This window comes from Streptomyces sp. NBC_00358, from assembly GCF_036099295.1.
In the GTDB taxonomy this organism is placed as follows: Bacteria; Actinomycetota; Actinomycetes; order Streptomycetales; family Streptomycetaceae; genus Streptomyces.
The window spans coordinates 9,199,573-9,213,828 of record NZ_CP107976.1 but is presented as its reverse complement, the minus strand read 5'-3'; the positions used below and the strand labels follow the sequence as shown (position 1 = coordinate 9,213,828).

The following is a 14,256-nucleotide window of genomic DNA, read 5'->3' as shown; positions in this document are numbered from 1 at the left end:
AGAGGATCGAGATGTCACGCGATGCGCTGGCGGAGTTCGTCGAGGCGAAGGCCAAGGAGCTCGACATCCCGGGTGCCGCGGTGGGGGTCTGGGGGGAGGGACGGGAGCTGACCGCCTGTCACGGAGTGACGAGCATCGACAACCCGCTGCCCGTCGACCCGGACACGCTCTTCGTGCTGGGCTCGGTCACCAAGACCTACACGGCGACCGCGATCATGCGCCTGGTCGAGACGGGGAAGGTCGAGTTGGAGGCGCCGGTCCGCCGCTACGTTCCCGAACTCCGGCTCCCCGACAAGGACGCGACCGCGCAGATCACCATCCTGAACCTGCTCAACCACACCGCCGGGCTGGACACCCGGATGGTCTTCGACAGCGGAGACGGAGACGACGCGCTGGCCGGTGAGGTGGCCGAGATGGCCGAAGTGGCACTGATCGGTCCGGTCGGCGGTCGTGCCTCCTACAGCCAGCTCGGCTACAACCTACTCGGCCGGGTCATCGAGAACGTCACCGGCCAGGCCTACGAGCCCGCTGTCACCGCACTCGTCCTGGAGCGGGTCGGCCTGGCCAACAGTGTGTTCACCGCCGGACAGGCCATCACCCGCCGGTTCGCCGTGGGCCACAACCTCAGCGAAGGGGCGCTCAAGGTCGCCCGGACATGGAAGGACACGCGCGGCAACAACCCGGGCGGCGGCCTGGTGTCCTCGGTCTCCGACCAACTGCGCTGGGCCCGGTTCCACCTCGGCGGCTGTGACCTGGCGCGGCGAATGCAGGAGCCGACGGTGGAGCTGCACGGCTCCACGCTCGGTGACGCCATCGGCCTCGGCTGGTTCCTGCGCGACGTGGACGGTGTGCGTACCGTCGGGCACGGCGGATCGACCAACGGCCAGTTCGCCAACCTGCTGCTGGTTCCGGAGCGGGACTTCGCCGTCGTGGCGGTGTCCAACGCCGGGCCCGACAGCGGGCTGGAGTTCAATCAGGCCGTGCTCCGCTGGGCAATCGAGCACTACCTCGGCGTGGTCGAGCGCGACCTCGAGCCGCTCCCGTACGACCCGCACCGCGCACAGGAGATCATCGGGCACTACGAGAACGAATTCATGACGCTGATCATCGACACCGACGGTGACACGATGACGGTTGAATGCCGGATCAAGCCGGAGATCCGCACGGCGTCCGAGAGGGAACTGCCACCGGACATGCCGCCGGCCGGGCTCGGCCTGCTCCCCGGAAGCGGCGACGAGTACATCGTCACCGGCGGCGGCTTGATCGGCCAGCGCGGTTTCCTCACCCGCGACGCCGACGGCGCCATCACCGGGGCGGACCTGGCCGGACGGCTCTTCAACCGGGCTCCGACACCCGCCGAGTGACACCTGGGAGCCCCCGGAGAGCACTGCAGGCGAGGCCGGTGACAGCCTCGCCCGGGTTCCACAACATTTGACAATTACTCCCGCGCACCCGGCCCGGTCGGCTGCGGGGACGGCCCGCACCGCGGCGCGGGATGCGTAAGGCTTTCGAGGATGTTGCCGGGCTGGGGCAGTTACTGGAGTTGCTGTACTTCGCTGCCGTACGGCCGTTCAGGAGCTGGTGCGGATCGAGGGCCGGTTTCGCTGAGATCAGTGGCCGTACGCGGTCTTGACGAGCCGACGCGATCGCCCCTCGCTCTGAGTGCCTACTGGAGCCGAAGCGCACCGAAGTGAGTACGGATACTCATGCTGGAGTCCCTGTCCCGTCAGGAGCATGGAACACCACATCACATCCCTGGGGCCACTCGATGAACGCTCGTACCCTGGTACGTCTGACCTTTGCCAATGTTGCTTCCGCTGTCTATCTAGGGCTCGTCGGTGCGTCCGTCGTGTTCGAAGTGACTGCTGCGCTTGTCTCGGATCCCGGAATCGTTGGGATATGGCCCTTCCTTCTCGCCGCCCCCACCTCCTTGCTGACAGCCGGGGTCGTCGGGGCGGTTTGGGGTATGGATGCGCCCGTCTGGTATCTGGTCACTGGGGTCATCATCAGTGCTTTGATCCAGTCGTTTGCCCTGGGAGCGATCCTGGAATCTCTGCGAGGTCGACACCAAGGGCCTGCCCGCCCGAGCCTCGGCTGAACTGTTCCGTTCATTGCCAAGACTTGTCCCGTAACCGCTGGTCGCACACGGGCCGCTGGAAGGCGGGCGACCGCGACATCCTGATCGTCTTCGACGCCGTCTACGACGCCCCGCGCGTGGCCCACCTCCTGGAAGGACTGCCAGTGGAGGTCCATGGGCGGATGCGCACCGACCGCGTGCTGCGCAAGCCCGTCCCGGTCCCCTGGATCTCACCCCCACAGTGTGGACGGCCGCCCAAGCAAGGCAAGGAGCTGCGCTTCGCCAAGCCCGACACCTGGGGCAAGCCCGATGCCGCGACGGCGCAGGTCACCGACCGCTACGGCACCGCTCGCGCGATGGCCTGGGACCGCATCCATCCCCGTCTGACCACCCGCTCCGACTGGAACGACCACACTGGCGAACTCCCGCTCATCGAGAGCACGTTGATCCGCCTTCAGATCGAGGGCCTGCCCAGCGGTCACGATCCACTCCCCGTCTGGCTGTGGACGTCGGCCACCGGCCTTTCGGGCGAGGACGTCGACCTGCGCTGGCAGGCTTTCCTTCGCCGGTTCGACCTGGAACGCACCTTCCGGATGATCAAGCAGACGCTGGGCTGGACCGCCCGAAACTCCGCACGCCCGAGGCAGCGGACCGGTGGACCTGGCTGGTCGTCGCAGCCCACACCCAACTCCGCCTCGCCCGGCCGCTGGGAGAAGCTGGCCGAGCCCGGCCGACGCACCCCCGCCCGGGTCCGCCGGGGGTTCAGAAACCTCCGCCCGAACCCGCCCTGCCCGACCAGTGCGCCCCAACCCAACGGGCCCGGCCCCGGCAGACCGCCCGGCTCGAAAAGCCGACACCCCGCCACCCGCTACGACGTCGGCAAAACAGCCAGACGGCCCGAGACCATCAGGGAACGTGACCGGGTCAGATCCTGACAAGGGTGGTGCGAGATTCCAATTTCGACTCCACGGGTCAGGTCGCGGTGGGGATGTAGCGCGTTACTGCGAGCTTGGCAATCGTCCGAAGTTTCGCGAAGTAGGACGCGCAATAAGTTGAGTTGATCAGGGGAACGATCTTGTCGAGGTCGGCGATGTACGACCAGAGGTTGGCGATGCCGTTGTCGTCGAGCCCGCCGTTCAGCTCCCTCTGGATAAGGCCGGCGACGTTGGCGTCCAAGAGGATCAGCTCCACCCCCGCAATGTCCACGCCGCGGAAGCCGTCGGGGAACAGGGTGTGCCGATGTTCCTCCGACAGCCGGGCGAGCCGGTCTTCAGGCTGTGCTCCGCTCATGCGGACGGTTGGCGTCTCTGCCGCGGACGGTGGGCGAACGAGCAGGGAGATGGCATCGAAGACGGCACGCACCATTGCGACGGCTTGGGTCTGTAGGAGAGCCGCACTTGTCACGGAGCCCTGTGTGAGCTGGTCTCGCAGCAGCCGGCTGCGGTCGAGTTCCGTCGCAAGGTCGGCCGTGATGAGCCCCGCATCGGCGGCCCGCTCAATGAGGTGCCCGAGTGGCTTGTCGATGGCCAGAAGCTCGGCGAGGACGTTCTCCAGGGCGAACAGGGAATGCGTGACGGCGACGGTGGCGAACTCGTAGCGGTAGTAAGAGTGCCGGATGAGCTCGCGAGACGTTTCCAGCGCGCTCATGACGTACATCGACGCGCCGTTGGGCAGAACGAGGTCGGCCACCAGAGCGTGCATGCCCGCATAGTCGAGGACGACGTCGCGGGTACGCGGGTCCTGTACCGGCAGAGGGAGCGGGCCGGGCAATGGCGGCAGGGCGGTCACCAGTGCAGTCTTGTCACCTGAAGGTCTCGGTGCCAACGGATTTGTTCGGGGCGGTTGGCAACGCGGTGCCGCATGTCGCTACTGGCCCGGTCCGACCTTAGAGCACAAGCTGAGGCGAGAGCACGCTGAGTATCCGGTTGGGATGGGAGCCCAGGCTGGTTAGGCTCTCGTCATGAGCGGTCCGGTGTTGGTAATTGAGTTGGCGGAGCCCGTCCCACCCAAATCCATCCAGCGGCTCCGGGAACTCCTTGTCCGTTCCTCATCTCACTTTGAGGAGAAGCGTGTCGGCGAGTACGACCTGAACATTCACGCCGCGAGCCTCGGCATCGCCGACACTGGGGGCATCGACGGACGCCGGCCTGTCATGGTCTCTCTCAGCGGGCCCGGCTTCGGCGACGAGGACGTCTTTGAGGCCGAGCACGCCGACGAAGTCGACCAGGAACCCCTCATCGGCTTCACCCCGACCCACGCCGTCGACGTCATAGCGTTCTGCAACAGGCCGGTTGACCACGTCGTCGCGGCCCTGCTGACCGCTGCTGTCATGGACGTGATTGGTGGCGTCGCCAATGCCGAACTCCTTGAGGATCAAGTCCCGATCGTGACCGGCCTTCCAGGCATCGCGGGGACGATGACGGACCCATGGCCTGCCGCCTACGGTTCAGCGGAATCCCTGAGAGCGTGGGCTCGGCAGCCCGCCTTCCGGCTCCTGAAGTAGCCGCAGGCCAGCTAGCTTTTAGGACCTGTCCGGCCGATCATGTGACTACTCCACGACCGGGTCGTTGATGTGGGCATGGGGCGGGGAGATCTGAGTGATGCCGAGTGGGAACGGCTGCGGCCGTTCCTGCCGGTCAGCAACAGGCGTTGTGGCAGGTGGAGGGATCACCGGCAGGTGATCGACGGGATTCTGCACCGGGTGCGGACCGGCGTGCAGTGGCGTGACCTGCCGGACCGGTTCGGGCCGTGGAAGACCGTTTACGAACGGCACAGGCTGTGGTCCGCCGACGGCACTTGGGAGCGTCTGCTCCAGCAGGTCCAGGCCGCGGCGGACGCGGCCGGTGAGATCGACTGGGAGATCTCCGTCGACTCCACCGTCGTTCGCGCGCATCAGCATGCGGCCGGCGCTCGGACCGACCCGCCGCCGGTGCCCGCTTCAAAGGGGGCCGGGCAGGCAGAACACCAGGGCGAGACTCCGTGGCAGAGTCTCGCCGCGCGCCTGGTGGAGGTGGTGCTGGAGGTGAGGGCCTGGGCCGGTCGCGCGGCGGGTTCACCACCAAGCTCCACCTGAGCGCGGACGGCCGCTGCCGCCCGCTGTCCCTGCTCGTCACTCCAGGGCAGCGGGCGGACTGCACCCAGTTCACAACGGTGCTGGAGAAGATTCGCGTCCCGCGGACCGGGTCGGGCAGACCCCGCAAAAGACCTGACAGCCTCGCCGCGGACAAGGCCTACAGCAACGGACCGTGCCGCGACTACCTGCGGCGCCGGGGCATCCCGCACACGATCCCGGAGAAGACAGACAGCCAGGCCGCCCGCCTGCGAAAGGGCTCACGAGGCGGACGGCCACCCGGCTTTGACAAAGAGCGGTACAAGAAACGCAACACCATCGAACGGGCCATCAACCGCCTCAAGCAGTCCCGGGCCGTCGCCACCCGCTACGACAAGCGCCGATACGTCTACCTCGGCACCACCACAGCGGCAGCCCTCGTCATCTGGCTACGAACTTGATCGCCCGGACAAGTCCTAGTACTCCAGCAGGATTTCGCTGTCTGACCTGGTCTTTCGCCGGGTGGCGGGAGTGTAGCGGGACTTCGGTCGTGCGGGGGCGGTCTCACGGAGACCGCCCCTCGATCATGTGACAACGCTGCAGGTAGTGACAGCGGCGGGGCAGCCTCCGAGGGTGATCACCGAGTATGCCGCCGCGCAGTGGGACCTCGAACTGGACGATCTCTTCCTGACTATCGGGCACCGCTTCGGCCGAGTCGAGCTTCGTCGCCGCATGCGCGACTACGTACGTGGGCTGCTCGCCCCGGTGGCCCGCAAGAACAGCTGGCAGTTGGCCGAGCAGGCTGGCCACCGCACGCCCGACGGCCTGCAGCACCTCCTCGCCGGAGCGAAGTGGGAGCCCGATGACATTCGCGACGACCTGCAGGAATACGTCGCCGACAAGCTCGGCGAGAACGACGGCGTGCTGATCATCGACGACACCGGGTTCATCAAGAAGGGCAGTACCTCCGCCGGGGTCCAGCGCCAGTACTCCGGAACCGCCGGCCGCACCGAGAACTGTCAGATCGGCGTCTTCGGCGCCTACGCCTCGGCCCGTGGCCGGGCTCTGGTCGACCGTGAGCTCTACCTCCCGAAGTCGTGGACCGAGGACCGGGAACGCTGCCGCACCGCAAGGGTCCCCGACGAGCGGGAGTTCGCCACCAAGGGCGAACTGGCCCGGCATATGGTGCTGCGGGCCCTCGCCTCACCGCTGCCCATCGCGTGGGTCACCGCGGATTCCGCCTACGGTCAGGACAACCGATTCCGTCGGCTGCTGGAACAGTCGGGTGTCGGCTACGTGCTGGCTGTGCCCAAGTCGCAGTTCAGCGTGGGCTGTTCACGGATCGAGGGTCTGTTCGCGCAGGCCCCGGACGAGGCGTGGGAGAAGATCTCATGCGGCAACGGCGCGAAGGGGCCCCGCGTCTACCACTGGGCAGCAGTACGGCTGCCGGCCGTCGCCGAGTTCGACTATCAGGGCGAGGTCCCCCATCGAATGCGATGGGCACTGGCCCGGCGCAGCATCAGCAAGCCCGACGAGATCGCCTACTACCTCGCCTACGCACCGCTTCAGGTCACCGTCCAGGAGCTGGTGCGGGTCGCCGGCACACGCTGGGCGATCGAGGAGTGCTTCCAGGCCGCGAAGAACGAATGTGGCCTGGACCAGTACGAAGTCCGCCGCTACGTGGGCTGGTATCGGCACATCACTTTGGCCATGCTGGCGCACGCCTTCCTGTCCGCCACGGCATACCAGCCCTGGGAAAAGGGGGCGGAACAGGTGAGACAACCGGGGCCGTCGGGCTCACAGTGGCGGAGGTTCGGCGACTCCTGGCAGCTTGTCGTGCCCGACCCCCGCACCTGAGCGGACACCGCGGACGACACCACGCGCTGAGCTGGTCGAACTGGCGCCGCCGACGCCAAGCAGTCGCCCGCCGCTGTCACTACCTGCGGCGTTGTCGCACGATCGAGGGGCGGTCTCCGTGAGACCGCCCCCGCACGACCGAAGTCCCGCTACACTCCCGCCACCCGGCGAAAGACCAGGTCAGACAGCGAAATCCTGCTGGAGTACTAGACGGTGTCCTATGTGGTGATCGCACGTCGGGCTGTGTATGTGGCGGGGGACGTGCAGTTGGATCGTTCCGGATGGCCTTGGGGAGATCGCCAGGCCGCTGATTTCCAGAGGACCGGGTGCGGCCGCAGGGCGGTGGAACTGCGAACACGCCCGATGAGACGTTGTTCGCGGCGATCATCTATGGGCTGGTGAGCGGATGTGCCTGGCGAGCGTTGATGACAGCCAGGGACTGAAGCCCGTGATCAGCGGTCTCCAAACGACACACGACCTTCACCCGGGCCGCTGCTTCAAGCCCAAACGACTCCACGCGGACAAGGCCTACGACATCCCCCACCTGCGAAAAAGGTTGCGGGGCAAGCACATTGGCGTCCGCATCTCCCGCAAGGGCATCGAGTCCGGCGAACGATTGGGCCGACGTCTGTGGGCAATCGAGCGCACGATCTCGTGGCTGTCTGGCTACCGCAGACTCAACCCCCGTTATGAACGTCATCTCCGCAGCTACCTGGCGTTTCTCGGATTCGCCGCAGCCCTCTGCTGCTACATGCGACTCCTCAGACTCACCACGTAGGACACCGTCTCAGTAGCTGTGGCGAGCCCCAGCGCTTCTGGCGAACGACTTGGCGCAGTCCCGGCGAAAACTGGCCGGCCTGTTGTCCTGCCTCGCTGAAACCGGCGGATTCCCACTCGCTCTCGTTCGTGCTGTCGGATTCTCTCTCGTGGCGTTCTGAGCGGCTGTCCGCTCTCGCTCCAGTGGCTGGTCAGAGCTCCTGTGGATCAAAAACCAAGTGCGTACGAGCTGGTTCGCACTCGTATACTCGTGCGAGCTCATGGAGGGGGAGGTGGAGACAGTGAAGCTTGCTGAGGCACTGGCAGAACGTGCGGAAGCGACGCGCCGTGTAGAACAGTTGCGAGCGCGCGTCGTCAGCAGTGCGCGGTACCAGGAGGGGGAGACGCCCGCCGAGGATGCCGCCCAGTTGCTGGCTGAGGCCGGTGAGGTGCTGAGCGCTCTGGAAACGTTGATCCGGCGGATCAACCGGACCAATGCCACCGTGGAGATGGGTCCCGACGGCACGCTCACCGATGCCCTCGCACGCCGGGATGTCCTGCGGTTGCGTCACTCTGTGGTCACTGCGGCGGCGGATGCGGCGGCGGGTAGCGGCGAGCGGGGATACGGCCGGCAACTCAGGTCCGAGCTGATGATGCTTTCCGCGCTTCCGGTCGCGGAACTGCGCGGTCAGGCGGATGTTCTCGCGCGGGAGATCCGCGAGGTCGATGTGCGGATCCAGCGCACGAACTGGGAGGTGGACCTGCTGGACTGAATACTCCAGCAGGCGGGGACGATGTGGAGCAGGTAGCAGCTTCGGAGGCGTGCACCCACCGAGGGCCGGCGGTTTTCCAGCCCACTCCTGGCGCGTGAAGAGCAACGCGGGGTTCGACTCCCCATCAACAGCGCAGCTCAGCACGGCGTACAGGTAAAGGTGCACATCGCACAGCACATCACCACGTGCAGATCCGAAGCGGTGAGGGCGGGTTCGGGGCTTTCCACATCGCAACACCATGGACAACGGCGATCCGAGCGCAACGGGGGCGTGCGAATGGCTGATCCGTACATCACACTCAACGAGCTCGCCCAGGGCCTTCGGCCGATGTCACAGGGCATCGAGTGGTTCGAGAGCCTCTCCACTGAGGAACAGTCCACTACCCTGCGGCTCCTGTCACACTTCTGCATTCAGGCCCGCGCCACCACCGAGGACGGCGCGGAAAGCATCCGTCGTGCCGGACTTCGCGCCACGCACACACCGGCGGTTCTGATCGCACGAGGGCGAATCGACCAGCAACTCGGGAAGATCGTCAGCCTCACTCCCCACGACGAGCGCCTCAAGTCATTCCGGCTACTGATCGCGGTACTGGCCGTCGCAGACGGACGTCGACGGGAGCGCTACTGCTCCGACGGTTGCAGCCACGAATGGCATCGCCTGTCGGTCGGGGCCCTTGCCGAAACGCAGATCTGATTCCTCGCGCTGTCGCGCTTACTGGGCCAGCGGCCCGACTCGCCATGAGCTTACGGGGCCATGATCACTCGCCCCATGGCAGCTCCCGTCCAAAGTCTCGGAGCCAACCTCACGAGGTACTCGCCAGCGCGGCATCGAAGTTGATCTGTGCAGCCGATGCCACCGTGATCGAGCGCCCGGCGTATTGGATGGTTGAGAAGGTTGCGTTGTGGTGTGCGATGACTTGAGCGGCCGTCGGCACGGCACCGCACGAACGTTCCGGCGTGGTGTGTCCGTCTGAAACCAGCGTCAGGTCGTAGCCACGGGAGAGCGAGCCGCGGCAGGTGGAGTCAACGCAGTACTCGGTGGCGAAGCCGGTGACGATCAAACGGCGCACTGCCCACTCGTTCAGGAGGTCGCCGAGCGTGGGGTCAAGGAAGGAATCCGCGCTGTCCTTGTCCAGCACGACATCGCCCGGCCTGGGCGCCACCGCCTGATGGACATCGATCAGGCCAGCAGGCACGGCATCGAGCCGTTGTCGCAGGTAGATGACCGGCACGCCAGAGGAGCGAGCCCGCTCGGCAAGGTTGGCGACCCTGCCCAGGCAAGCCTCGACGTCATAGGCGTCGCTCAACAGGGCGCTCTGCATGTCGATGATGAGCAGTGCAGTGTCCGGCATTCCGCGAGCCTACCGGGTCAGCCTGCACGTCAGATGGATCCATGGCGGCCTACGACCAGCGAGCCCGTCGTGCCACGAACGTGCCAGAACGGGCGGGGACTGACGGGGACTCGGCGACAGCAACGGGAGCACGAGCGTGTACTTGCCCCAGTGCACGTCTCCGCAGCTCATCCCAGCAGCTGCGCAACCACGCTCCCAAAGCGGGTGTCGCAGGTTCCAATCCTCCCGTACGACCTCGGCCGTCCCGACCGCGCGGCATCGCGCAGCCCGTCCATGCCGCCGCGGGCCGCGAACCGCCCACGCCACTTGCGCACCGTGTTCACGCTGACCTCCAGCTCCCGGGCGATGGCTCTGTTGGCGAGCCCGTCCGTCGCCGCGAGCACGATCCGGGCCGAAACACCGCCCGCACCTCGGACTTCGCGGACGCCACCGTCCGCACCAGCCGTTCGCGGGCCTTCGCCTCCAGCATCACCGCCACCGCCGTCCCCGCCCGCTGCCCGCCCGTCACGGCCAAACGATCATGGCGGGCCGGTCCAGCACCCGGCAGGATGGCCCCCGCGGCAGCAGCATCTGCGCCAGCGCCTGAGCCGCCACGCCCGCGAGCGGTGGCCGCAGGTGGATGCCATGTCGGTCCGCTTCCGTGCCGGATTCGCTCACGTCGCAGCCGAATTGCCCAGCGGGCACAGCCTCCCGCTGTGTCGCCTGCGCTTCACCGGCGTGCTGTTGCACACCTGGGGCTTTGTGCTCTACCTGGCCAGCAACGACAGCTACAAGGACAACATCCTGCCCAGCGGACTACCCGTTGGCTCTCCAGAGGAAGCCCTCGACTGCGCGGGCGACCTATACCTCACGGCACTGGCCATCTGACCAACGCCCCTCAACGAACTCCTGCGGAGCTAGAATTCCGCAGGCGGTCTCCCCTGTGCCATTGGACGGGCGGCGCAGGCCGGTCCGGCCGTCCCCGTCCCCCGACTTCCGGCCGCCGCGGGTCAGGCCTCGGAGTCCGGAAGCCGCCAATCGAAGGGCATCAGGTCCCGCTCCCAGCCGGGCGATCCGGCCAGTACTTCGGCGGCCTCGGGCGCGCGCAGGAGGCAGCGGTGGCGCAACAGCTCGCGCCGGTCGCCGGGCGTCAGGAGCCTCTCCTCGGGGCTGAGATTCTTCAGGTGGTCGGGGTGCAGGTCGGCACTGCCGTCGATCGGGCGGTCCCCCGCCACGTTGAGCCGATCGCCGGCCGGGGTCCGGTAGTCGAGGCGGAAGTCGGTGCGCCACTGGGAATTACTGCCCCAGCCCTGGGACAGGTCGATCGTTGGCCGGTGGCGGCGCCGGAAGGTCCAGTACAGCGGCGAGCGGTCCGCGACGCCGCGCTGCGCGTGCTCGACGCCGGCGCGGATCCGCACGCCGGCCCGGTTGAACAGCAGCTGGCCCAGCATCAGCCCTGGCCAGAGGACCTCGGTGAGCTCGATCGGCGCATGCGGGTCATCGGCCTGTTCGACCTCGACAATCTCGTGGAGAAACGGGTCGAAGGCGTCGCCGTCCTCGAACAGCGTCATGCCGAGCGAGGTGAACACGTCGAGGTACTCGCGCTCCGAGAGCAAGGGCCGCGGGTCCGGGGAGCCGGGCTCGTCGGAGGAAGGCTGGAAAGTGAGCAGCAGCCGGTCGCTGACCCGGTGCAGAGCGTAGAGCTCCCACACGAGTTCCTGGCCGTCGGGCTCCGTTTCCTTCTCGGCCCACCATGAGCCGTCTTCGGCCACCGTGGCCAGCCAGGCGCGGTAGCCGTCCTCGGCCCGATCAAGCCACGGCACGACGATCGTCTGGTACGGCTCCATCCCCTCGTACCAGGCCAGGGCCTCGTACAGTTCCCGCGCATCCACCCCGTAAGACATGTCAGGAGCCTACGGGAGGCGCCGGGGGCGCCTGACCGGAAGCCCCACCCGGACGACGGCCGCCTGCGCAGAGGCATACCGAGAGGTCAGGGCCACTACCGGCCCGCTAGCGCTGCTCCGCGGCGGCGTACGCGATCGGGTACAACGAGACCGCGAAGCCCTACCGCTGGATCTACGAAGGCGCCCCACTCAAGGCCGCCTGATCAACACCCCTCAACGAACTTCCGCGGAGCTGCATTAGCGCTGGCCCATGTCGCCACGGCGGGAACCAAACCCCGATATCCGCAAGGGCAGAACAGTCGTAGGCAAGACCTGCATGCGCATTTGGTCTTCGTCACCAAGTACCGGCGCGGCGTCATGAACGACGAGATGCTGACGCGCTGCGAAGAGGTCATGCGCAAGGTGTGCGAGGTCTTCGACGCGGAGCTGAAGGTATTCAACGGCCAAACGGACCACGTCCACCCGCTCGTGCACTACCCGCCCAAGGTCGCACTCGCCGGCCTGGTCAACAGCCTCAAGGTCGTCTCCTCCCGCCGCCTGCGCGCGGAGTTCACAGGCCGGGTCAACCGGGCCATCATGCACGACCGGTTCTGGTCGCCCTCCTACTTCGCCGGCTCGTGCGGCGGCGCGCCGCTCCAAGTGGTCAAGGACTACATCGCACAGCAGAAGCACCCAGACTGAGCGCGGGCAGCCGTGGGCGTGGGCAGACAGCGCAGACCCGTGCCCACGGTCAAGGCCAGAGCAGTCCAGAGATGCGATTCACCCCCGACCTAAAGCCAGGGCACACTCGCAAGATCAGAGGTAGACACGGCCCTTACGCTGGGCGTATTCGTCCACGCCGGCCCCCTGGGGCGTGGGTGACGGAGGGATCCGGAAGCGAAGCGACCAGCCTCGGCAGGGTGTTCCGGCTGATCGGAATCTTGAAGTCGTCCGTCATCCGGGCGTCGGCCGGTCCCGCGAGTGCAAGAGCGACCGACACCAGCGTCGACCGCAGCCGCTCGGTCCGTCGCCCGAATCTGCGGGTGAGGCCGGGTACTTGCTCGGCGACGGTCTTGCGCTCGCAGGAGTCCTCCCTGCAGATGAACCGCCGCACCCGCAACGACACCACGACGAGCTTGCCCCCCGTCGGCAGATCATGGGGAAAGCGCACCTGACCGGCATCCGCACCCTGGCACCACTTCGGGGGGCACCGCTGTCCGGCACTGTTCGATTGCGCCCCTTCGGAGAGCGAGTACCGGCGCCCCTGTCAGTCGGTTAAAAGATGCCGGAGCGCATGTGTTGCGTGAGGTTCTCGAGGATCTCGCGCAGCCACGGGCTGCGTACGGCTGGCAGCCGGACCAGGGTGTGCCGGAAGGTTCCGGGGTCGGCCTGGAACGGGTGACGGGGGTGCGGTGCGAGTGGGTCGTCGCGGAGAACGCCGTCGGGCATGGTGCCCGGCACGGGGAGGGATAGGTGCGGCTCGGGAAAGGCCAGCCACATCCACACCCCGAATGGCAACGGCACCGGGTAGGCCGATGTGGCCCGGCCGGCCGGGCTCCAGATCTCCCCTGTCTGCGGATGGATCGGCAGGAGGAGTATGTCGGCGTCCGCGTCAGGGCCGGACAGTCCCGGTCCGGCCAGGACGGCGCGCCGCGCTGGGGTGCCCGAAGGCAGCAGGGCATCGAGGGCGCGCTGGAACACTTCCGCGATCAGGCCGTGCGGGACGGTCACCGGCCGGCCGTCCGATGCTGCCAGCAGGTGGGCGAGCGCCCGACCGGCTGCCGCCTCCCACTGCGGGCTCCATGCCCACCAGTGGCCCATCCCGAGCATCGAGCGCCATGTGGTGATCGGCTCGAACGGGGGTGTGCTTTCCCCCTCCGCCAGCAGTTCCGCCCAAGAGAGCGGTGTGGTGGGGGTGTTGTCGACAGGGAGGCGGCGCACGGCATCCGGCGCGAGCCAGACCGCCTGCCAGAGTGAGCAGTCGTCAATCCGGTTCGCCACGAGCAGGCCGCACGCCTCACAGGCCATGTTGGGGCCGTCACCCCAGTCGAGGCCGCAGCAGTAGCCGTCGGCCTTCTCCGGGATGAGCACGGTGCCGCGGGTATCTCCGGGTGCGATGACGACCGTGCCAGACATGCCGTCGGACGCGGCGTGGACCGAGGCGTCGATGCCGCGGGCCGCCGCCTCCTCCGGATCAATCCCGTCCCACCTCCCCCATGGCGGCCCCAAGCGATTCGGGTCCACGGCGAACGTGCCCGCCTCCATGAGCACCGGGAGCTGAATCCCGTTCCCGTACTTCTGATGGGCGTGGGCCGGCAAAGCGACCTGGGACAGCGGGATCGTCAGCCTGGCGCCGCACCCAGCACACACGAAAATGAACAAATATCCTCCGCCGAAGAAGCGAAGAGCATCGTCGCAGCTCCTCGGTGGACCGACCAACGTGTTTCATCCGCTGCGGGGCCGAGCACCGCTGTGGCTGTGACGTCGTTCAGCGACCCCGGCATGTTGGCTTCGAGTGGCCCCAGTTGGTG

General features: G+C 67.2%; 12 protein-coding genes and 4 pseudogenes. 11 read left to right on the top strand and 5 right to left on the bottom strand.

Annotation, left to right across the window (positions count from 1 at the left end):
- Positions 1–11: 11 nt before the first annotated feature.
- From OHT01_RS39655 to OHT01_RS39650, 3 genes and pseudogenes are all read left to right on the top strand, one after another.
- A complete protein-coding gene (locus tag OHT01_RS39655; protein WP_328557947.1) occupies positions 12–1,364 on the top strand; it encodes a serine hydrolase domain-containing protein in 1,353 nt (450 codons plus the stop codon).
- Between the two features lie 404 nt (positions 1,365–1,768).
- Positions 1,769–2,098 carry an SCO4225 family membrane protein gene (locus tag OHT01_RS40305; protein WP_443043500.1) on the top strand — a complete coding sequence of 110 codons (330 nt, stop codon included), beginning with the start codon at positions 1,769–1,771 and terminating at the stop codon, positions 2,096–2,098.
- A gap of 50 nt (positions 2,099–2,148) precedes the next feature.
- Positions 2,149–3,012, top strand: a pseudogene (locus OHT01_RS39650) (transposase); the annotation flags it as partial.
- Positions 3,013–3,049: 37 nt separating this feature from the next.
- Here the strand turns inward: OHT01_RS39650 and OHT01_RS39645 are convergent.
- Positions 3,050–3,865 (bottom strand): hypothetical protein, encoded by an 816-nt coding sequence (locus OHT01_RS39645; RefSeq protein ID WP_328557946.1) that lies wholly within the window; start codon positions 3,863–3,865, stop codon positions 3,050–3,052.
- A gap of 172 nt (positions 3,866–4,037) precedes the next feature.
- Here OHT01_RS39645 and OHT01_RS39640 point away from each other — a divergent pair, with 172 nt between their 5' ends.
- The 6 genes and pseudogenes from OHT01_RS39640 (at position 4,038) to OHT01_RS39615 (ending at position 9,205) form a co-directional block, all read left to right on the top strand.
- Positions 4,038–4,580, top strand: a complete 543-nt coding sequence (locus OHT01_RS39640; protein ID WP_328557945.1) for a DUF6368 family protein — start codon at positions 4,038–4,040, stop codon at positions 4,578–4,580.
- A gap of 75 nt (positions 4,581–4,655) precedes the next feature.
- Positions 4,656–5,587: pseudogene (locus tag OHT01_RS39635) on the top strand (IS5 family transposase).
- Between the two features lie 172 nt (positions 5,588–5,759).
- Positions 5,760–6,983, top strand: a complete 1,224-nt coding sequence (locus tag OHT01_RS39630) for an IS701 family transposase (protein ID WP_443043340.1) — start codon at positions 5,760–5,762, stop codon at positions 6,981–6,983.
- Between the two features lie 247 nt (positions 6,984–7,230).
- Positions 7,231–7,761 (top strand): annotated as a pseudogene (locus OHT01_RS39625) (transposase).
- 280 nt (positions 7,762–8,041) lie between these two features.
- On the top strand, positions 8,042–8,512 hold the full coding sequence (locus OHT01_RS39620) for a DIP1984 family protein (RefSeq protein ID WP_164195707.1): 471 nt from the start codon (positions 8,042–8,044) through the stop codon (positions 8,510–8,512).
- 276 nt (positions 8,513–8,788) lie between these two features.
- Complete coding sequence (locus tag OHT01_RS39615; RefSeq protein ID WP_328557944.1) at positions 8,789–9,205, top strand: DUF5958 family protein; 417 nt, start codon at positions 8,789–8,791, stop codon at positions 9,203–9,205.
- Positions 9,206–9,314: 109 nt separating this feature from the next.
- Here OHT01_RS39615 and OHT01_RS39610 read toward each other — a convergent pair whose 3' ends face one another.
- Both OHT01_RS39610 and OHT01_RS39605 read right to left on the bottom strand, forming a co-directional pair.
- Positions 9,315–9,863 (bottom strand): isochorismatase family protein, encoded by a 549-nt coding sequence (locus tag OHT01_RS39610; protein WP_328557943.1) that lies wholly within the window; start codon positions 9,861–9,863, stop codon positions 9,315–9,317.
- 167 nt (positions 9,864–10,030) lie between these two features.
- The gene (locus OHT01_RS39605; RefSeq protein ID WP_328557942.1) at positions 10,031–10,246 is read right to left on the bottom strand and encodes a helix-turn-helix domain-containing protein; all 216 of its coding nucleotides are present in this window, start codon (positions 10,244–10,246) and stop codon (positions 10,031–10,033) included.
- A gap of 241 nt (positions 10,247–10,487) precedes the next feature.
- Between OHT01_RS39605 and OHT01_RS39600 the strand changes: the two genes are divergently transcribed.
- Positions 10,488–10,730 (top strand): hypothetical protein, encoded by a 243-nt coding sequence (locus OHT01_RS39600; RefSeq protein ID WP_328557941.1) that lies wholly within the window; start codon positions 10,488–10,490, stop codon positions 10,728–10,730.
- 122 nt (positions 10,731–10,852) lie between these two features.
- Here OHT01_RS39600 and OHT01_RS39595 read toward each other — a convergent pair whose 3' ends face one another.
- Positions 10,853–11,746 (bottom strand): hypothetical protein, encoded by an 894-nt coding sequence (locus tag OHT01_RS39595; protein ID WP_328557940.1) that lies wholly within the window; start codon positions 11,744–11,746, stop codon positions 10,853–10,855.
- Positions 11,747–11,996: 250 nt separating this feature from the next.
- On the opposite strand from OHT01_RS39595, the pseudogene tnpA reads away from it, so the two are divergent.
- Positions 11,997–12,427: pseudogene (gene tnpA / locus OHT01_RS39590) on the top strand (IS200/IS605 family transposase).
- Between the two features lie 573 nt (positions 12,428–13,000).
- Here the strand turns inward: tnpA and OHT01_RS39585 are convergent.
- Entirely contained in the window at positions 13,001–14,107 is a 1,107-nt protein-coding gene (locus tag OHT01_RS39585) for a hypothetical protein (RefSeq protein WP_328557939.1), read from the bottom strand.
- Between the last annotated feature and the right edge of the window lie 149 nt (positions 14,108–14,256).